The organism is Spongiivirga sp. MCCC 1A20706, assembly GCF_046524175.1.
In the GTDB taxonomy this organism is placed as follows: domain Bacteria; phylum Bacteroidota; class Bacteroidia; order Flavobacteriales; family Flavobacteriaceae; genus Spongiivirga.
The window spans coordinates 387,668-407,221 of sequence record NZ_JBEFZF010000003.1 but is presented as its reverse complement, the minus strand read 5'-3'; the positions used below and the strand labels follow the sequence as shown (position 1 = coordinate 407,221).

Here is a 19,554-nt window from a genome sequence, read left to right as displayed (position 1 = left end):
ATTTAACATTGCATTTAAACGCTTTGCTACACATTTACGTTAATTGATAAAAACCGTTACATGAGAAAATTGTTGATGTTCGTGTTATGCATTTCTAAACTCACTTTCGCTCAAAATGATAAAGAAACGGCAGTCAAATTAGCTTTTGAAACAAAACAGTTTGAAAAAACACGTCAATTGGCAAACGAACTACTTGCTAACAATTCACAAAACATAGTAGCTCATACTTACTTAGGCCATATTGCGGGTAATAACAAAGACTGGGATAGTGCCATTAATCACTATAAACTACTAACAACAATTAAAACAAATAATGCTGATTTCCACTATTGGTATGGAGGTGTTTTGGGGATGAAAGCGTTAGAGAACAAGTTGTCGGCACTAGGATTGGTGAAGAAAATGAAGAAGGCTTTTCATAAGGCAGCAGTACTTGACAATAAGCATATTGATGCGAGATGGGCGTTATTAGAAACCTATTTACAATTACCCGGCATCATTGGAGGTAGCTATAAAAAAGCTGAGTTGTATGCCGAAGAACTTGCTTCAATTTCTGAAGTTGAAGGGCACTTGGCAAAAGCATACATTGCAAATTACAAAAAGCAGTATGAGCTTGAGAAAAAGTATCAGAAGTTGGCATTGATGAGCTGTAACTTGATCTCAGAATCATATAAGCGCAATACTATTCACTACCAATTGGCCAAAGCGGCAATAAACAATAATCAGGGTATAGATCTCGCATTAAAGCACCTTGATTGGTTTATTAAAAAACATAAAAGAAGTGATAGTGTTGCTAAAGAATGGGCTTACTTTTATTGTGCTAAAGCATATCGATTAAAGAAGGATAAAAAGAAAGCGCTTGCCTATTTAAATAAAGCAAAAAAAAATAAAGAAGTGGCCAAGTATTCTAAGAAAGAAGAAGGCATTATTTTAGCGCTTTAATTATTGAATACACTTTTCAAAATCACGTTTCCAACATTATATTTACCAAAAACTAATTATGCGATATCATTTTATAGCTATCGGTGGCAGTGCGATGCACAATTTGGCACTGGCATTACATCAAAAAGGAGATACGGTAAGCGGTAGCGACGATGTCATTTTTGAACCTTCCCGATCAAGACTTGCGAATGCAGGATTGCTTCCTGAGCACGAAGGATGGTTTCCCGAGAACATAACTACAGACATAAATGCGGTAATCTTGGGAATGCATGCGCAAATCGATAATCCCGAACTTAAAAAGGCGCAAGAACTTGAAATACCTATTTATTCGTACCCGGAGTTTTTGTATCAACAATCAAAAAATAAAACTCGAGTGGTCATTGGTGGTAGTCACGGTAAAACCACAATTACCAGTATGATTTTGCACGTAATGGAGTATTATAATCGCGATGTAGACTATATGGTGGGAGCACAGTTGGAGGGTTTTGATACAATGGTAAAGATTACAGATGATAATGATTTTATGATACTTGAAGGTGATGAGTACCTGTCATCACCAATTGATAGACGACCAAAGTTTCATTTATATAAACCTAACATTGCGTTATTAAGTGGCATCGCATGGGATCATATTAATGTGTTTCCGACATTTGATGATTATACAAAGCAGTTTGAAATATTTGTTGATACCATAGTAAATGGCGGAATCATAGTGTACAATGAGGAAGATCCTGAAGTAAAGCGTATCGTTGAAGATTCTGAAAACACTATTAAAAGAAATGCTTATACAACTCCATCTTACCGGGTAGAGCATGGCACGACTTTACTTGAAACGGTTGAAGGAGATGTTCCAATTGAGATTTTCGGAGCACATAATATGAATAATCTGGCTGGAGCGAAATGGATATGTCAGCATATGGGTGTTGATGAAGCAGATTTTTACGACGCGATCGCAAGTTTTAAAGGGGCTTCAAAACGATTAGAACAAATTGCCAAAAATAAAAACTCTATAATATTTAAAGATTTTGCGCATGCACCATCCAAGGTAAAGGCGACGACTATTGCTGTAAAACAACAGTATCATAACAGAAAGCTTATCGCTTGCCTTGAGTTGCATACGTACAGTAGTTTAAATAAGGATTTCATTGAAGAATATGAGGGTGCGTTGGCTGCTGCTGACCTCGCTGTAGTATTTTATTCACCAAAAGCGGTAGCCATTAAAAGGCTTGACAATTTAAGCGAAACTGAAATAAAAGATGCCTTTAAGAGAGAAGATTTAAGAGTATTCACTCAACCCGAGACATTCCATTCTTTTTTAAAAGAACAAGATTTTATAAATACCTCATTGTTATTAATGAGCTCTGGTAATTATGGTGGAATCGACCAAATGCAGTTTGAAAAGCTTATAGCCTAAAATTTGGCCATAAAAAAACCCTGACGATGTGATGTTTGTCAGGGTTTCTAAAATAAAGTAATTTTATTTCATACGCGTTAGATGCTTAATTAAAGAAATTTTACGATTGCGTTGTATGCGAAAGTCAAAAGACCTAATGCAATCAACGTCAAATAAACCCAAGTAAAGGTTTTTACTGTAACGGCTTCAATGCCCTTTACATTCGCAAGCTTTCTTCTATAAGCTTCCTTTAATACTAATAGTGCCCCCATAATAAAAGGTTTTTAAATTGAACTTAATTTATTAAACAAAGATAGGCTAAAGTTGAACAATTTTAACTGTTTTACCGATTAAAAGACGTTAATCATCGTCAAAATACAATAATAAAATTTGTTTTTTGACGTTAGCAAACAGTTAGTTTAGCGATTTCTCTGCATAACCTAAATGATAACGCTATATTATCTGGGACATTTTAAAAAATCGATAAAAAACTATACTTAAACGTTAAATTGCCTTAGGTGGTGATCTAAATGCTTGTATTGCAATTTGCCCCATTGATCCGGAGTGAAGTTTCCAAAAGCCGGATGCTTTATCCAATTTTCTTGGTCATTTTTAGCATAAAATTCATCGACCAAAATATTAAGCTTGGACCGCTCCTCTTCAAAATCAGGGGTTTCCTTTACCATAAAGGTTTTAGGTGTAGGTAAGCCTTTCTTCCAAGGTTTATCATTATACATGGAACTTTTAAAGCTTTTAAATACTAGTTTCATTAACGGATTTGGAGTAGGCATGACCTTTTTTTCTAATGGTACTTCCAGCGCAAATTGACAATGTTTACACATCTGTGCTACATTCATAGTACCCCAGGTGGCATGAGACTGTTCGTTCAAGTTTGAGATTCTGCTTTTTATCTCCTTGTATGCCCCTTCACTTAATAATGATTTCATTGACCTAGTATTCTTATTATTAGTATTTAAAATTATCACTTTTTTCTAAGTTTATTATATTTAGAGAAAAACTACTCATGGGTAAACAGAAAGAGTCCTTTTCTATTAAAAATTGGTCGGTAGATGATCGGCCACGGGAAAAGCTCTTACAGCAGGGACGTTCGGTTTTGACCAGTACGGAGTTAATAGCTATTCTAATCGGATCGGGAAATAAAAATGAAAGTGCGGTTGACTTGAGTAAGCGAATATTAGGAAGTGTTAACAACAATCTGCAAGATTTGGGGAAACTTTCTATTCATGAATTGATGAAATTTAAAGGTATTGGTGAGGCCAAGGCAATTTCGATTGCTGCTGCGCTTGAATTGGGTAGGAGAAGAGGAGTGGAAAATGTGGAGCAAATTACCCAAATAACATCTAGTAAACATATAAATGCTTTAATGAGACCTTTGCTGGTCGACCTTGATCATGAGGAGTTTTGGATTATTTATTTAAACCACGCAAATCGAGTGTTACATAAAATGCAGCTAAGTAAGGGTGGTATTAGTCAAACAATTGTCGATACACGTCTGGTACTTAAAAAAGCACTAACATTAAATGCTGTCGGAATTATTTTAGTTCATAACCATCCTTCAGGAACGCTAAAACCCAGTAAAGCCGATATCGAAACTACCCGAAAACTAAAGCTAGCGGCAAAAAGTGTTGATATCAAGGTGCTGGACCACATTATTATTGCCGATAGTGGTTATTGTAGTTTTGTCGATAGTGATTTAATGTAATCTTCAAATTACCCAATTAGCGGGAAGCAGTGACAAATTGCGTAAATACTGTGTTCAAAAGTAGTATTAAGAACAAAAATAGTAAGCAAAACACTATTTTTAAGCTTTCTAAGCCCGTATAGCGCATCTATGCTATTAATATACACACACAAACTAACCCCTCGCCTTCGATATGCTTTTAAGCATGTGTTTACTCGTGTACTTAAAATACCCATTGAATTCACCACCAGAGTTGAAGAGTTTATAGCACATGGCCCTTTAAAAATGACCTATACAAAACAACCGTTGCAAAATGAGTTTTTTGTAAAGAGTCATGAGCTTTTGTTTGATCATGGTGTGGGTGATGTTGAGATCAATGTACAGCAATGGGATCAAGTAGCTTGCTTTTTTTCAACAAATAGTGATAAAAGTATTTTGCCATATGATATTTTTGCCGCTACTTTTTATTTGCTAAGTAGATATGAGGAGTATATACCACATGTTAAAGACGAGCATGGGCGCTATCCGGTAAATGAAAGTTTAGCTTTTAAACATAAGTTTCTTGAACAGCCTGTTATAGATATATGGGCTTATAAACTACTAGGTATTTTACAAGAACGTTTTCCTGAGTTAAACGTAAAACAAACACCTTTTCAATTTACACCTGTTATATCGGTACCGTTGGTGTTTGGGTATCGAAAAGTGGGGATTTTGAGAACTATTTCAGGTACTTTTGGCGACCTGTTTCGATTTCGGTTGCGTAAGGTACTACTTCGATATGCGGTACTATTTGGTATCAAAAAAGATCCCTATGACACTTTCGATGATTTTATTAATCTGCATCTTACGTACAAGGTAAAAGCAATTTATTTTTTCCTGTTTGCAAAGTATGCTACCTACGATAAAAATATATCAGTTTATAGCAACGTATTTCGATCATTAATTAAATCGGTTTCTGATTATGCGATAACCAGTTTGTTGGTTTCTTACGAGGCTTTTTCAAATATCGATGTATTAAAAAAGGAACGTAAACGACTTTCAGACCTTATACATCGGCCAGTTGTTAGGGTAATGCAGCACTATAACAAACTCGATTTTCCCGATACCTATCGCAACTTGATTGATGCCGAAGTGAATGAAGATTATACCATGGGATACCCAAATACTATAGGCTTTAGAGCTGGTACATGTACACCTTTTTACTTTTATGATATAGGCGCTGAGATGCCAACACCACTTAAAATAAACCCTGTGGTTACTACAGATTTTGCTTTAAAAGAGATTGGTAATACCCAACAAATTATTGATAAAATAACAAGAATAGGTGAGGTCATTGAAGCGGTAAATGGTAATTTTGTTTTTAAATTACATAACACCACCTTAATAGAAAACGAGTGGAAAGGCTGGCGAGAAATATATATTAAAACATTACAACGCTTTGGTTCTAAAAAATAGAGTTACTGATATCTTTTTTGATTTGGATCATACCCTTTGGGATTTTGAAAAAAATTCTGCTCTTACGTTTCAAAAAATATTCTCTAAAAATTCATTGTCAATATCATTAGATGACTTTCTTAGAGTATACGTTCCTATTAATTTTGAATATTGGAAATTGTACCGAGAAGAACGTATTACTAAAGAAGATTTAAGGTATAGTCGATTAAAAAAAACATTTGATCTAATTAAATTTCCTGCAACTGATCGTTTGATACACCAACTTTCTCATGACTACATTGAAAAACTACCAGATAACGATCATTTATTTGAAGGTACCTATGAAATTCTAGATTATTTAAAACCAAATTACAAACTACATATTATTACTAATGGTTTCAGGGAAGTTCAACGTGTAAAAATGGAAACCAGTAAGATTAGTCACTATTTTAATATCATTGTAGATTCAGAATCTGTAGGTGTTAAAAAACCAAACCCCAAAATTTTCGAGTTTGCCCTAAAAACTGCTCAAGTACAACCACAAAACGCTGTAATGATTGGAGATAATATCGAAGCTGATATTCAAGGGGCCACTGCTGTTGGGATGCATGCTATTCATTTTGAACCCGATCTAAATAACCAAAGAGCTGATTTTCATGTCTCAAGACTGATACAGCTTAAAAATCACTTCTAATTAAATAGTATTTAATACTATTTTATCATCACGCCCGTTTTAATGCATATGAAGAATTTGCTGCGATCAATTTTAGTGGTACTCATTGTTTTTTGCGCTGCTGCATGTACAAAACAAGTAGATTTTGAACAAGCTAAAGACTTAAGTATTCAACCGGTGTTAACCGCAAGTTTGGTTACTTTTTCTGCTAGCCCATTACAATATGCTCAACCGGGAATCATACAAAACCAATCTATTGTTGATACTTTAGGTTTTGATGTTATCGGTGAAGATTTTTTTACTGAAAATGTTATTAGAGCAGAGCTTGCATTTAATATCGAAAATAGTGTTGAAGCCGATTTTAACCTTAATTTTTTATTGGTTGACGAAGATTTTAATCCACAATACCAGTTTGATATTCCTATACCACAGGGATCTCTTGCAAATCCCATAATTGTTGATAGAACAGAGGTTTTTGAAGATGCTTCATTGCAACAATTTACTTCATCAAGAAACATAATACTTACTGCCACAATTATAAACTCATCAGCAACACAGTTTGATGCTACCACCATGAGCGAGTTTATTTTAAAATCAAAGGCAACTGCCTTTTTTGATTTCGATTTATGAGAAAAATAATAACAGCGCTATTGTTATTAAGTTTTTGGTTTGCAGGTGCACAAAATAAAAACTTATTGTTTGGTTTCAGGGAAATACCACAATCATTAATGGTAAATCCTGGTGAGGAAGTTGATTATAAATGGTATACAGGTATTCCTTTACTTTCTGGGATCTCTGTGGATGGGGGTATCACTGGAGGAGTTTCCGTATATGATGTATTTGCTGTTGATGGCGTTGATATCAATATTAAAATCAGAAATGCAATTGCAAAGTTAGACCGAACAGATTTCACCTCAATTAATCAACAATTGGAAATATTTAATGTTGGCTTTAAGGTAGGCGGTCAATATCGTGATGACGTGCGTTATTCATTTGGAATGTATCAGGAATTTGATTTTTTTGGGTATTGGCCAAATGATTATGTGAAATTGGCTTTTGAAGGTAATGCTACCAACATTAATGTACCGTTTAGTTTAGGAGATTTAAATTTGAAGGCTGATTTACTTACGGTTTTTCATGTTGGGGTAAATAAAAGGGTAAATAACAAACTTACAGTAGGAGGCAGGTTTAAGATTTATTCGAATATTGCCAGTGCTTCAAGCACGAACAACGAAGGAACTTTTATTACAAGAGAATCAGATAATAACTTTTTTGAACATCGAATCAATGCCGATTTACTGGTACAAACCTCGGGAATTGCATCATTAAGAAGTGATAGTGATGCTAATCCACCAGTTGAAGGTGCTGATATCGTACCAACTTTTAGGAAAAGAGCTTTATTGGGTGGAAATCTCGGGATTGGGGTCGATGCTGGGTTTACGTACCGATTTGACGAGCAACTAAGTTTTGCTGCCAGCATACAAGATCTTGGTTTTATCAGGCACAGTAAGGACGTGGAATCTTATCAATTGCAAGGTAGCTTTGTCTATGACGGTTTTGAATTGCTATTTCCCGGTGCTCCAACTGTTAACCAACCAAATGTTGATTATTATGAAGATGTTGCTCAAGCATTAGAAGAAGCACTTCCTATTGATACGATAACAAAAGCATATACAAGATGGCGTGCGCCTAAGTTTAACGCAGCGCTGCGTTATGAATGGGGTGTCGCTAGAACAGGTGAAGATTGCGACTGTCGGCAAACAGCTAAAACAACATATTTAAATCAAGTAGGAGGGCAGGCCTTTATGATAGGTCGATCTAGAGGTCCTAAAGTAGCTGCTAGTTTGTTTTATTATCGTAGACTTTTTAATGGTTTACGTGTAAAGTTGGCCTATACGGCAGACCCATTTTCTGCAACTAACTTAGGTGCGGGGATGTCCGCACACTTGGGACCGGTAAACTTGTATTTAATGGCTGATAATTTATTAGGATATGCTAACTTAGCCGATGCTCAAAAAGTATCGGTACAGTTTGGTCTAAATCTTGTTGTGCCAACAAATAAAAAGTAACATTAATGAAAAAAGCAATCTTAGTATTATTTGCCCTTTTTGTTGGTTTTCCTCTTATAGGACAGACATTAAATAAATACAAATATGTTGTAATTCCCAAGCGTTTTGACTTTGTAAAAAAAGATGATCAGTATTTTACTAGTACCTTGACCAGACATCTTTTTAAACAAAAAGGTTTTGAGGTCTTTTATGATGATGAAATACTTCCGGAAAGCTACATTAAGGATCCCTGTAAAGGACTTCAAGTTTCTGTAGATAATTTGTCAGGCTTGTTAACTACGAGAATGGTGATCAGTTTAAAAAATTGCTATAAAGAACAAGTGTTTGTTTCACAAGAAGGAAAAAGTAAGGAAAAGAATTACAAAAAGGCCTATCACGAAGCAATTAAACAAGCATTCCAATCAGTTGAATTTTTAAGTTACACCTATGAAGAACCTAAAAAGGAAGAACTAAAAGTAGTTGTTGATGAGAAAGCTCCTGATGTTACAACCCCCGTTACAATTGTAGAAGACAATGGTCCTTTTGAGGAAATCGAAGTGCAGCCAAAAAGCGAAACAGGGAAAAAGGATATTGTTAAAGTAACTAAATCGGATAATAACACTACTTCTAAAACAAAATTTGCATTTAATGGTGATGTGTTATATGCTCAAACTATTGATGGAGGTTATCAACTGGTAAATTCAACACCGAAGATAGTTGCTAAAATATTTAAGACTTCTGATAAAAATTCTTTTCTTATCGATAGTGATTTGTATAAAGGGTTACTTAAAAAAGTGGAGAATAAGTGGTTTGTTGAAGTAGTTGAAAATGGAAAAGTGGTTAAAGCACAAGTGAAGATTAAATTTTAATAACCGTATTTTTCTTTCCAGCGATTTTTAAGAAAATCTCGATTTGCTTTCTCACGACTATTGTTTCCTGGTTGGTATATGGTGCTGCCTTTTATGTCTTCAGGTAAAAATTCCATTTCAGCAAAGTTGTTAGCGAAATCGTGTGCATATTGATATTCTTGTCCGTAACCTAGCTCTTTCATTAATTTGGTGGGAGCATTTCTGATGGGTAACGGTACTGGAAGGTCTCCTGTTTCTCTAACCATTTTTTGAGCATTGCCAATAGCCATATAACTCGCATTACTTTTTGGTGAAGTAGCCAAGTAGATAGTGCATTGACTTAGTATAATACGCGCTTCTGGATACCCAATGGTGGTTACTGCTTGAAAGCAATTGTTAGCAATTACCAAAGCAGTAGGGTTAGCAAGTCCTATATCTTCTGATGCGCTAATGAGCAATCTTCTAGCAATAAACTTTACATCTTCCCCACCTTCAATCATTCGTGCCAGCCAATAAACAGCAGCATTGGGATCACTACCCCTAATCGATTTTATGAAAGCTGAAATAATATCGTAGTGTTGTTCACCGGTTTTGTCATAACGCACGGTATTTTGTTGGACTTTTTGCAAGACCATATCATTCGTAATGATTACGGTATCACTTGCTTCTGAATTCACAACAAGCTCGAAAATATTTAGTAGTTTCCTTGCATCACCTCCCGACAACCTTAGCAGGGCATCAGTCTCTTTTAAAGTAATGTTCTTTGCCGCAATTAAAACATCTTCTTTAATGGCGCGATCTAGTAAAAATATCAAATCGGCTTTCCCAAACTCATTTAAAACATATACTTGACAGCGAGAGAGCAAAGCAGGAATTACCTCAAAACTCGGGTTCTCAGTGGTAGCTCCAATTAAAGTCACCCAACCTTTTTCTACGGCAGCAAGTAGTGAATCTTGTTGTGACTTACTAAACCGATGGATTTCATCAATAAATAGAATGGGGTTTTTTGCAGTAAACAGGCCACCACTCTGTTTTGCCTTATCAATTACTTCTCTGATGTCTTTAACACCAGAATTAATGGCACTAAGTGTATAGAATGGCCGTTTTGATTCTTCGGCAATAATATTCGCTAAGGTCGTTTTGCCAACACCCGGTGGTCCCCAAAATATCATCGAAGGAATAAAACCCTGCTTTATTTGATTGGTCAACGAACCTGTTTCACCCACCAAATGTTGCTGACTTATATAGTCTTCTAGTGTTTTTGGTCGTATACGTTCGGCTAAAGGTTCGTTCATTATGATATCATAGTAGACTTCAAAATAACATAAATAATTTGTTTCTATTACAGAGATATTTCATAATAATTAACAACCTGTTTAATGACATTTTTGCAGCAAAAAAACTTTTGGTGCTGTTTTTGGTATTTTTAATTTGTGAAACAAAAGGACCCTTTTCAATTTACAGCGGTAACCATAGCATTTCCCATGCTACTCGTATTAATAATTTGGGTAGTGTATTGGTTAGAGCTGCGCTTTTCTATAAACTTAAGTAGTTATGGGGTACGGCCCAGAACCTTATCAGGTTTGTCAGGGATTATTTTTAGTCCTTTTTTGCACAGTAGTTTATCGCATTTATACCATAATACAATTCCGTTATTTTTATTGTCACTCGGCCTCTTTTACTTTTATAGACCCATTGCAATAAAGGTGCTGGTACTGGGTATTTTAATATCAGGGTTGTTAACATGGTTAATTGGCCGTCCAGCGAATCATATTGGTGCTAGCGGGCTAATTTATGTGTTGGTGAGCTTTATTTTTTTTAAAGGAGTTAGGACAAAATATTACAGGTTAATTGCATTGTCGTTAGTGGTGGTATTCATTTACGGTAGTATGATTTGGTATATTTTTCCAGTAAAAGAGAATATGTCTTGGGAAGGACATCTGGCTGGTTTGATTACGGGAGTGATATTCGCATTTTTTATCAATGCAAAATTGTTTATACCCGAGAAGTATCATTGGGAAGGCGATAACTACAATGAAACCGAGGATCCTTTTTTGCAACATTTTGATGAGAACGGAAATTTTGTTCCTACTTCAGAAATGGAAAATGCTCATGATGAAGGCAATACTTCAATACGGTACAATTATCAATTTATTAAAAGCAAAAAGGAATCTTCTGACGAAGAGTAGTGTTACATTCGTTGTCTTACTGCTTCATACAAAAAGGCGCCACAAGCTACTGACACGTTTAAGCTTTCTATGTCACCTAATAAAGGCAGTTTAGCTCTGCGGTCAACAAGTTTTAAAACCGATGGATTGATGCCTTTTCCCTCAGAACCCATAATAATGGCAGCAGGAACTTTAAAATCAACATCATATACATTGTCATCGGTTTTTTCAGTAGCTGCAATAATTGCTATATCCATTGATTGTAGCAGGAAAACAGCATCTTTTATATGATCTACCTTACAAATAGGAATTTTAAATACTGCTCCAGCACTTGTTTTCACAGTGTCTCCGTTAATTGGCGCTGCTCCTTGTTTTGCAACGATAATTCCGTTAACACCGGTGCATTCAGCAGTACGAATAATAGCTCCAAAATTGCGAACGTCAGAAATCTCATCAAGCAAAAGAAACAAAGGCGTTTTACCAGTGTCTATAACGTTTTGAGCTACCGTTTCAAGATCTTGGTAAGCAATGGGTGAGAGGTTAGCAACAGCACCCTGATGATTTTTGTTGCTAAGTCTATTCAGTTTTTCAATAGGGACATAGCTTACTGAAATCCGATTTTTTCTCGCTGCTTGTTCTAATTCTTTAAAAAGCGATCCGCGAAGTCCTTTTTGTAAAAATACCTTTTCTATAGTATCTCCGGAGTGTATTGCCTCGATAATTGCTCGGAGTCCGAATATTTGAGTTGCCTTATTCATGGTGCAAAAGTAGCTTAAAATGCTTGTTAGAACCTTTTGTTCGCTAGAATATTCAAAAAAAATGAGATATTCGCATTAGATAGTGTACATATGAGATTTGGGATATATTTTTTAGCGGCGATTTTCATTTTTTCTTCCTGTGATTCTAATAAGAAAATGGAAGAGACTGCACCTGAAATGGCGGTTCAAAAAGTGTTTGAAAAAATAACTAGTGATCAATCTAACATTGCTTTTTCAAATACCATTACCGATCATATTGATACCAAAGAAAACTTATTTGACTACGATTTCTTCTATAATGGTTCGGGCGTTGGTGTAGGAGATATTAATAATGATGGCTTGTTAGATGTATTTTTTTGTGCCAATCAACAAGAAAATAAACTGTATTTGAACAAAGGAGATTTTGTCTTTCAAGATATTTCGGAAAAAGCAGGAATAAATAAAGGCAAAGGCTGGTCAAGCGGAGTGACTTTTGCCGATGTGAACAATGATGGTTGGCTAGATATCTACGTCTCTCAAGGAGGGCCTAATCGTGGCGAAGCTAGAAAGAATAGATTATACATTAACCAACATGATCTAACATTTGAGGAAAGCGCCGAGGCCTTGGGGTTAGCCGATTCTAGCATTAGTACACAATCGTCTTTTTTTGATTATGATAAAGATGGGGACCTTGATTGTATCGTTTCCAATGAAAATGAGTTATATGGTACTGATCCTTCGACTTTTTATAAAATTCTTACTGCTGATAAAGTATTGTTGAAGCAAAGTTCGGCTCATTTGTATCAAAATAATAATGGCATTTTTGAAGATATAACCGAGGAAGCTGGGCTGTTAAAACCTGCATTTGGTCTGGGTTTGTGTGTTGCTGATATTAACAATGATGGTTGGCAAGACATTTATATAGCAAATGATTATTATGTTCCAGATGCGATGTATATCAACAATGGAAAAGGAGGATTTAACAATAAGATTAAGGAGTATACAAAGCAACTTTCCTTTTACGGTATGGGCGTAGATATTGCAGATGCTAATGATGATGGTAGAGAAGATTTGTTTGTGCTTGATATGGCTTCGAGTGACCATTACCGGGCTAAAACACTAATGGCTTCAATGAATGTTGAAAACTTCAGCTTACTGGTAGATAGCTTGAAAATGCCTTATCAGTATATGTTTAATTCACTTCAATTAAACGAAGGTAATAATAGATTTACCAATGTGGCTCACATGTCGGGTGTTGCTAAAACTGATTGGAGCTGGGCGGTACTTATTGAAGACTTCAATTTGGACGGAAAAAAAGACATATTTGTCACTAATGGATATCGACGATATGCTTTGGATAATGATCTTAAGAACAAAATAAGGGCTGCTAAGGCCAAGTATAGAGGTCGTGTCCCTTTAAAGGTAAAAAAGGAATTGTACTACCAAATGCCATCTGAAAAACTTTCAAATTTAATGTACAGCGGTAAAGGAAATTTGCAATTTGAGGAAATAGCTAAAGAATGGGGACTTGGCGAAGCAACTTTTTCAAATGGTGCTGTAAGTGCAGATCTTGATAATGATGGTGATTTGGATATCGTTGTCAATAACATCGATGAGGCAGCAGGTATCTATAAAAATTTAAGCATTGAAAACAATAGTGGTAATTATCTAAAGGTAAATCCTCAAGGACGCCTTTCTGAAAGTTTTGCGAGCGTTTCTTTAAAATATCGGGATAAAGAAAAAATTGGAAAGAGTAAAAGAACAAGGGGCTATTTATCTTCCGTAGATCCATCATTGTATTTCGGTTTAGATTCAATAAGGAGTATTGATAGTGTAATAGTGACTTGGCCTTCTGGGAAAAGTCAAATACTTACTTCGGTAAAGACAAATCAAGTATTAGTTGTAAAAGAGGAAGATGCCTCTACAGTGTTATCACGCCCCCCTGTTGCTGCAAGCATTATAAAGCAGCTTGATCCCATCAATATAGGCCTGGACTTTGTTCATAAAGAAAATGTATTTAATGACTTTAAAGAGGAAGTATTGTTACCTTACAAACAATCCACCTTAGGCCCATTCATATCAAAAGCTGATGTTAATGGCGATGGACTTGAAGATGTTTTTTTTGGAGGTGCATCAGGGCAAGCTTCCCAGTTATATATTCAGACCAATAGTGGATTTAAAAATAAACTGATAACTGCATTCGAACAGGATGCTATATACGAAGATATGGAGTCAGTTTTTTTTGATATTGATAATGACGGAGATCAGGATCTTTATGTAGTAAGCGGTGGTAATGAGTGGGAATATAATTCAATCAACTATATAGATCGCTTATATATTAATGATGGTCATGGGAATTTTGAACGAAAAAAGAATTCGAGATTAAATGAGCAACGCCAAAGCGGTAAAGCGGTAAATGCAATTGATTTTGATAAGGATGGGGATCTTGATATTATAGTAGGTAATAGAATAGAGGCAAGACATTACCCAAAACCAGGTATATCACTTATATTTAGAAATGACAATGGAGAACTGAAAGAAGTTGTTGATACTGTTGCACCGGAATTTGCTTCTATGGGAATTGTAAATGATGTTGAAGTTGTAGATGTTGATAATGACGGCTGGGAAGATTTTATTGCCGTAGGCGAATGGGGCGCTCCTGGAATCTTCAAAAACCAAAATGGTAAGTTCGAAAACATTGCCTCTAAAAGTAATTTGGATAATGAAAAAGGGTGGTGGTTTAGTGTTACTGAAACAGATCATAATAAAGACGGATACCCAGATTTTGTTTTAGGTAATGTAGGTCTTAACATTAAGCACTCGGCAAGTAAAAAGAAACCTTTCAAGGTATTTGCGGATGATTTTGATGGTAACGGAACCTTTGATGTGGTGCTCAGTAAGAAATATAATGGAGAATATGTGCCTTCAAGAGGTAAAGAATGCTCTACAGAGCAAATGCCTTTTATTTCAGAGAAATATGGGACCTATGCTGATTATGCAAATGCCAGTATGAGTGATATTTATGAAAATAGGCTAGAGACAGCCTACAAGGCAGAAGTAAACACCTTTAGCTCTATTTTATTAGTAAGCAATGCCAGTGGAACCTATGAGATTAAACATTTGGACAGTAGATATCAAAAATTTCCAATTCTAAATGGTATTTCTACTGAGATGAATAATGACAAAGAAGAAGATATGATTCTCGTAGGTAATATTTATGATACTGAAGTGGAAACACCAAGATTGGATGGTTCTGGTGCTATTTTGGAATATAATAATAACATATTCACAAATTTGGGTGTAGAAGGAAATATTAAATCTGCCTTAGTGATTGATCATCATACTTTAGGGAAGTTGGTATTGTTCGGTATCAATAATGATGCTTTGCAGGTTAGGAGTATAGAATAGGCTATTCTACCCTAAAAGTCTTTCTAAGATGAATAGGTTTTCCGTAAGAAGTGTATCCATTCAGGATAATTTCAAAGTCACCCTTAACGTCAGAGGTATAGCAATCAAAATTTATTTCATCATCTTTTAGATTAAAGTTTGGATTCCAATACAATTGTGTTCTAAAATCAGGCGCTCTATTATCTTCAGTATTATCACTATAAAGTTGATTGAAATAGCGACGATCTTCCTGTGCAAAGTTACCCTTAGCAACTAAAATTGTTTCGTTCGTTATTAATGGTTGATTTTGCTGATCAAAGGTTTCTAAATAGATCATTCCCTTGAAAGCCTTGCTGCCTAATGAAAATCGATCACGTAACAAATAAACAGCTTTAACTTTTGTGGCATCAAAATCGAGAATAGTTTGTTGATCCTTAATATAAATACCATCCACCAGTACCAAAGGTGCTAAATACTCTATTTTATATCTTCTCGAGTTACTCAATGTATTTTCATCGATCCAGATAACATCCTTGCCATCTCTTTTTTTGATAGAGACATTAACAACAATCTCAACAAAAGTTTCCTTCATTGTCTTAAAGCGTTTGTATTCGTCTAATACAAAGCTTTCAGGAATATCGCTGCTAAATGGGTTTTCGGGTTCAGAACTAACCAGTGTATCTTTTTTGTTTATGCGATATGCATTTTGAATTTGATTATGAATACTTCTATTCTTTATGAGTATGCTATCGGTTGTTGATACCTTATGGTTGGCGAAAGTTAGGAGTTTGGTATTAATTAATCGGTCACTAAGTTTAGAATTTTTTAATGTATGAGTACTATTATCTTCAGTGATAAGTTGTACGTAAATATTGTCGCTGGCTATTGGTGATTTATAATACGAATAAAATGTTCCGCTTTGATCGGTTTTCGCATATTTTATCTCATTTCGCTTACCAGGAAGTGATACCGCCAATTCGACATTAGGTTTGGGTTGTTGCCTTTGATTATCGATTAACTGATAAGAAACTAATTCTCCTTTTTGCTCGGGTATTACGAGGGTGTCACCAATTTTTTTTGATATTTTTTTTGAGAGCTTAGCGTATTTATTGCTGTATTGAATGGGGTTTGTAGGGGCTGGAATATTTAGGTCATCTACTTTTCTAACAGAAATCGAGTAACTGCCTGCTCCCAATGTGCCTTTTAGGTTTTGGACAGTAAGTTGTAAATTACTTCGAGGGCTGAAACTATTTTTACCAATACTAATACCTACGATTGAGTCGCTTAAGGAAGCATTAGGTTTTTCTGTCATGCTTTCTTCACTGAGAGTTGTATTAGCATCGCTAAATTGATTTGTGCGATACGGATTCACCAGTAAAATATCAGATTGAAACAATTGATCAATATTTTCATTTGACATCCACCGGGTAAATCCTATGAGTTTATAATTTCCAGAATTTAGAGATGAAGGAATGAATAATTCGCCTTGACCTTTTCCTTTGTTTAAACGAATTTTTTGATTTAATATCGTTTCACCGCTTGAATTGATTAATTGTACATAACCGACTTTACTAATGTTGCTCAATTTGTAGGTGCTAGCGTCAATACAGTAAAAACTGTAGTATAAATATTCTCCAGGAAATAATACATTAGAATTTAAATGTAAATATGCGGTCTCCATTGGTGTGAGTTCTAAACTTCGAAGATCTTCAGCATTATTTATCAATACTTGACCATTTGCTTTGAAAACAGAAAGGCAGATAATTGCGGATGCTATATAAATACGTAATGTCATAGTTAATCAGTCCAAAATTCTGGTTTTACATTCGACCCGAGTGCCGTACAGTCTCCACATTCTCGCGCAGTAACAAAGTAAGGTCCTAATACGTCGGTCGGATTTTCATTTACACCGTAATAAACAATAAGTCCAGCTCTGATAGCGTCAATTAGGGGAGAGGTTGTAACGCCCATTTGGTGGGCTCCAAGGGAAAACAAAGGAGTTGCGCCAATTGCAGAACAGTCTAAAAAATAAGGTCGGTTTTCTTCTTGATTATAGAAATCATCTCTATTTATGAAAACACGCTTTTGTGTTACAGAAGCCACTTCGAAAAAACCGACAACCAAATTATCATCTGATATGCTTTCCAGATTTCCACTAAGAAATCCTGGCTGAACCTGGGAGAAGATGTTTTCTTGATCGGAAAAATCTTGCAATGTTTTCCAATAATTAGCTGCTTTTGCCGATTGGGTGTATTGAACCAAATTAACACTATATCGATGTGCCAGAAAAGGATCTTCGCGGCTTAAAAATCTAAATTCGAAAGCGTCATTACCATCATTAGATACGGTCTCATTTAATATGATGCTAAGTGATGAATTATTTCCAAAACATGTTTGTTGTTCTTCAATTCTGGGCTTAATGCCAACTTCAAAATCAGGGAACTGGTCATTTATAATATCAAATTCAAAAGGATTCCAATTGGGTGCAATAATTTTGTAAGTTTCTTGATATTCATATCTAAAAAACCTGGTAACACCGAACAAGGATGAGGTTGCTACTCGTAAAGCAATGCCTTCAATACCTTTGTCGTTAATAGTCGGTACCGCTAAAATTTCCTCAATATTTGCTGAACCAGCAATTTGTTCTTGTTCAGAGATGATTCTTCGGCCTCCGGGAGTTTCTACGTTAAGTTGATAGGTGCTTTCAGGGTTGGCGCTAAATGTATTTGTAGAGACATATATACCTGGAGATTGCTCGAAAAATGAAAATGAACCACCTTCACTGCTTAAAACAGTTACTTGAGCATTACTCAATGGTAGAAAAGTCTCTTCTTCAAACTTCTTGGAGAACGATAATTTAATGGTTTGCTGTATATTTTGATCAGTAATTGTTGCTTCGACAACCACTAAATTTTCAATTTCAGAATTTTGGGTTTCTAAAGGAACCTCTTCAAGACAAGATACCAAGAAAATAAAAAGCAGAAAATACGCAATGATATGTTTTTGTCTCTGTTTCATTCTGTCCAAAATTCGGGAATTACGTTGCTACCTAAAGCTGTACAATCACTACAGGCTCTTGCCGTCATTAAAAACGGTCCACCATCAGGAATTTGGCCTTCATTTAATGCGAAATATTTTAACCGTCCACTCAGTATCGCCTCTATTAGTGGTGATCTACCACCCGGTGTAACTAGAGGAGGAGAAACCAAATTACAATTGATTGCATATGGAGGAAGTTCTTCTCCTGGAAATAGGTCTTCATAATTAAAAAAAAGACGCTGTGATTGTACTGAGTTAACTTCAAACAGTCCTACTACTTTTTCCTCTTCATTATCTATCGAGCGTATATTTCCTTCGAGAAAACCAGGTTGCGTATCAGTAAAGATACTTTCGGAATTTGACAGGTCTTTCAGTGTTTGGTAGAAGCTTAGGTTTTCTGCGGAAATAGCTTTTTGTTTTACCAGAATGGAGTATCGATGTGAGATTGCATAATCAGTTCTTGGCAAAAAAGTTACCAAAAACCGATTCAGTGAATTACTACTCAAATCACTAGTGCTCCCAAGTATGATTGATCTTGAAAAACGATCCTCGAAGCATATGCGTTCTTCTTTTTCACGCAGCTCTATATCAACTTCTGGTGGACTAGTGGATACAACAATTGCATCAAAAGCATTCCATAAAGGTGCAATTACTTTGAATGTTTCATCGTATTCAAAACGATAATTTTGAGCGTTGAGATTGAGGTTTTCACTATCAACAAATACGCCAACACCTTCGATTCCCTTATCAGATACTATTCGTTCAACGTACAAGCGGTCGATTTTTGCTGTTCCTGAAAGCATTTCAGCACTCGATGTATAACGTAGGTTGTCGTTGGTGTTAATGTTTAATTGATAAGAAACATCAACCGTAGCATTAAATGGTGCTATTGAGTGATATTCTCCGGGGCTAATTTCTTGAAAAGAGAATATATTTCCACTAGAATCTTCTATTGAAACTTGAGCATTTTGCTCAAAGAGTATTTCTTCACTATTTAATAAAGAGCTTCTTGATAAAAAAATCTTTTGAGTGCTTAAACTGTCTGTTAACTCCGCCTGAACCACCAAGAAAGAATTTTGCTCACTTTGTGAAGATATAAGTGGTATTTCTTCAATACATGAACCGATTCCTAAACATATGATTAGGATTATAATTTGTGTTATGTTCTTTTTAAGATTCACTCCAG

17 protein-coding genes are annotated in these 19,554 nt (G+C 35.4%); 10 read left to right on the top strand and 7 right to left on the bottom strand.

What is annotated here, in order from left to right; translation table 11 throughout:
- The first annotated feature begins 60 nt into the window (after positions 1-60).
- Positions 61-939 (top strand): tetratricopeptide repeat protein, encoded by an 879-nt coding sequence (locus ABN763_RS09825; protein ID WP_410485285.1) that lies wholly within the window; start codon positions 61-63, stop codon positions 937-939.
- Between the two features lie 58 nt (positions 940-997).
- On the top strand, positions 998-2,353 hold the full coding sequence (locus ABN763_RS09820) for a UDP-N-acetylmuramate--L-alanine ligase (protein ID WP_410485284.1): 1,356 nt from the start codon (positions 998-1,000) through the stop codon (positions 2,351-2,353).
- A gap of 89 nt (positions 2,354-2,442) precedes the next feature.
- On the opposite strand, the gene ABN763_RS09815 is transcribed toward ABN763_RS09820, so the two are convergent.
- Both ABN763_RS09815 and ABN763_RS09810 read right to left on the bottom strand, forming a co-directional pair.
- Positions 2,443-2,604, bottom strand: a complete 162-nt coding sequence (locus tag ABN763_RS09815) for a hypothetical protein (protein WP_410485283.1) — start codon at positions 2,602-2,604, stop codon at positions 2,443-2,445.
- Positions 2,605-2,829: 225 nt separating this feature from the next.
- Positions 2,830-3,279, bottom strand: coding sequence for a DUF1569 domain-containing protein (locus tag ABN763_RS09810; protein WP_410485282.1), 450 nt, complete (start codon positions 3,277-3,279; stop codon positions 2,830-2,832).
- Positions 3,280-3,356: 77 nt separating this feature from the next.
- On the opposite strand from ABN763_RS09810, the gene radC reads away from it, so the two are divergent.
- The 6 genes from radC (at position 3,357) to ABN763_RS09780 (ending at position 9,058) form a co-directional block, all read left to right on the top strand.
- Positions 3,357-4,055, top strand: coding sequence for a RadC family protein (radC, locus tag ABN763_RS09805; RefSeq protein ID WP_410485281.1), 699 nt, complete (start codon positions 3,357-3,359; stop codon positions 4,053-4,055).
- Between the two features lie 129 nt (positions 4,056-4,184).
- Positions 4,185-5,489 carry a polysaccharide deacetylase family protein gene (locus ABN763_RS09800; RefSeq protein ID WP_410485280.1) on the top strand — a complete coding sequence of 435 codons (1,305 nt, stop codon included), beginning with the start codon at positions 4,185-4,187 and terminating at the stop codon, positions 5,487-5,489.
- Positions 5,473-6,162, top strand: a complete 690-nt coding sequence (locus ABN763_RS09795; RefSeq protein ID WP_410485279.1) for a YjjG family noncanonical pyrimidine nucleotidase — start codon at positions 5,473-5,475, stop codon at positions 6,160-6,162. Before ABN763_RS09800 ends, ABN763_RS09795 begins: the two co-directional genes overlap by 17 nt.
- Before the next feature lie 48 nt (positions 6,163-6,210).
- Positions 6,211-6,771: a hypothetical protein gene (locus ABN763_RS09790; RefSeq protein ID WP_410485278.1), complete on the top strand. Its 561-nt coding sequence runs from the start codon at positions 6,211-6,213 to the stop codon at positions 6,769-6,771.
- Positions 6,768-8,210, top strand: a complete 1,443-nt coding sequence (locus tag ABN763_RS09785; RefSeq protein ID WP_410485277.1) for a DUF5723 family protein — start codon at positions 6,768-6,770, stop codon at positions 8,208-8,210. Before ABN763_RS09790 ends, ABN763_RS09785 begins: the two co-directional genes overlap by 4 nt.
- A gap of 5 nt (positions 8,211-8,215) precedes the next feature.
- Positions 8,216-9,058: a hypothetical protein gene (locus ABN763_RS09780; RefSeq protein WP_410485276.1), complete on the top strand. Its 843-nt coding sequence runs from the start codon at positions 8,216-8,218 to the stop codon at positions 9,056-9,058.
- Here the strand turns inward: ABN763_RS09780 and ABN763_RS09775 are convergent.
- Positions 9,055-10,332 (bottom strand): replication-associated recombination protein A, encoded by a 1,278-nt coding sequence (locus ABN763_RS09775; protein WP_410485275.1) that lies wholly within the window; start codon positions 10,330-10,332, stop codon positions 9,055-9,057. The genes ABN763_RS09780 and ABN763_RS09775 overlap by 4 nt on opposite strands.
- Before the next feature lie 138 nt (positions 10,333-10,470).
- Here ABN763_RS09775 and ABN763_RS09770 point away from each other — a divergent pair, with 138 nt between their 5' ends.
- Positions 10,471-11,226: a rhomboid family intramembrane serine protease gene (locus tag ABN763_RS09770; RefSeq protein ID WP_410485274.1), complete on the top strand. Its 756-nt coding sequence runs from the start codon at positions 10,471-10,473 to the stop codon at positions 11,224-11,226.
- A 2-nt stretch (positions 11,227-11,228) separates the two neighbouring features.
- On the opposite strand, the gene rlmB is transcribed toward ABN763_RS09770, so the two are convergent.
- Entirely contained in the window at positions 11,229-11,963 is a 735-nt protein-coding gene (gene rlmB / locus ABN763_RS09765; RefSeq protein WP_410485273.1) for a 23S rRNA (guanosine(2251)-2'-O)-methyltransferase RlmB, read from the bottom strand.
- Between the two features lie 90 nt (positions 11,964-12,053).
- On the opposite strand from rlmB, the gene ABN763_RS09760 reads away from it, so the two are divergent.
- On the top strand, positions 12,054-15,350 hold the full coding sequence (locus ABN763_RS09760; protein ID WP_410485272.1) for a VCBS repeat-containing protein: 3,297 nt from the start codon (positions 12,054-12,056) through the stop codon (positions 15,348-15,350).
- Between the two features lies 1 nt (position 15,351).
- Here the strand turns inward: ABN763_RS09760 and ABN763_RS09755 are convergent, their stop codons facing one another.
- From ABN763_RS09755 to ABN763_RS09745, 3 genes are read right to left on the bottom strand one after another with little or no spacing between them, the layout of a single operon-like run.
- On the bottom strand, positions 15,352-17,124 hold the full coding sequence (locus tag ABN763_RS09755) for a hypothetical protein (protein ID WP_410485271.1): 1,773 nt from the start codon (positions 17,122-17,124) through the stop codon (positions 15,352-15,354).
- A 2-nt stretch (positions 17,125-17,126) separates the two neighbouring features.
- Positions 17,127-18,347 carry a DUF4249 domain-containing protein gene (locus ABN763_RS09750; RefSeq protein WP_410485270.1) on the bottom strand — a complete coding sequence of 407 codons (1,221 nt, stop codon included), beginning with the start codon at positions 18,345-18,347 and terminating at the stop codon, positions 17,127-17,129.
- Complete coding sequence (locus ABN763_RS09745) at positions 18,344-19,549, bottom strand: DUF4249 domain-containing protein (RefSeq protein ID WP_410485269.1); 1,206 nt, start codon at positions 19,547-19,549, stop codon at positions 18,344-18,346. Before ABN763_RS09745 ends, ABN763_RS09750 begins: the two co-directional genes overlap by 4 nt.
- Between the last annotated feature and the right edge of the window lie 5 nt (positions 19,550-19,554).

Coding starts and splice junctions, on each gene's coding strand:
- ABN763_RS09755 (WP_410485271.1), bottom strand. CDS start 17,124: ATGACATTACGTATTTATATAGCATCCGCAATTATCTGCCTTTCTGTT.
- ABN763_RS09800 (WP_410485280.1), top strand. CDS start 4,185: ATGCTATTAATATACACACACAAACTAACCCCTCGCCTTCGATATGCT.
- ABN763_RS09790 (WP_410485278.1), top strand. CDS start 6,211: ATGAAGAATTTGCTGCGATCAATTTTAGTGGTACTCATTGTTTTTTGC.
- ABN763_RS09785 (WP_410485277.1), top strand. CDS start 6,768: ATGAGAAAAATAATAACAGCGCTATTGTTATTAAGTTTTTGGTTTGCA.
- ABN763_RS09775 (WP_410485275.1), bottom strand. CDS start 10,332: ATGAACGAACCTTTAGCCGAACGTATACGACCAAAAACACTAGAAGAC.
- ABN763_RS09820 (WP_410485284.1), top strand. CDS start 998: ATGCGATATCATTTTATAGCTATCGGTGGCAGTGCGATGCACAATTTG.
- rlmB (WP_410485273.1), bottom strand. CDS start 11,963: ATGAATAAGGCAACTCAAATATTCGGACTCCGAGCAATTATCGAGGCA.
- ABN763_RS09750 (WP_410485270.1), bottom strand. CDS start 18,347: ATGAAACAGAGACAAAAACATATCATTGCGTATTTTCTGCTTTTTATT.
- ABN763_RS09815 (WP_410485283.1), bottom strand. CDS start 2,604: ATGGGGGCACTATTAGTATTAAAGGAAGCTTATAGAAGAAAGCTTGCG.
- ABN763_RS09825 (WP_410485285.1), top strand. CDS start 61: ATGAGAAAATTGTTGATGTTCGTGTTATGCATTTCTAAACTCACTTTC.
- ABN763_RS09780 (WP_410485276.1), top strand. CDS start 8,216: ATGAAAAAAGCAATCTTAGTATTATTTGCCCTTTTTGTTGGTTTTCCT.
- ABN763_RS09760 (WP_410485272.1), top strand. CDS start 12,054: ATGAGATTTGGGATATATTTTTTAGCGGCGATTTTCATTTTTTCTTCC.
- ABN763_RS09810 (WP_410485282.1), bottom strand. CDS start 3,279: ATGAAATCATTATTAAGTGAAGGGGCATACAAGGAGATAAAAAGCAGA.
- radC (WP_410485281.1), top strand. CDS start 3,357: ATGGGTAAACAGAAAGAGTCCTTTTCTATTAAAAATTGGTCGGTAGAT.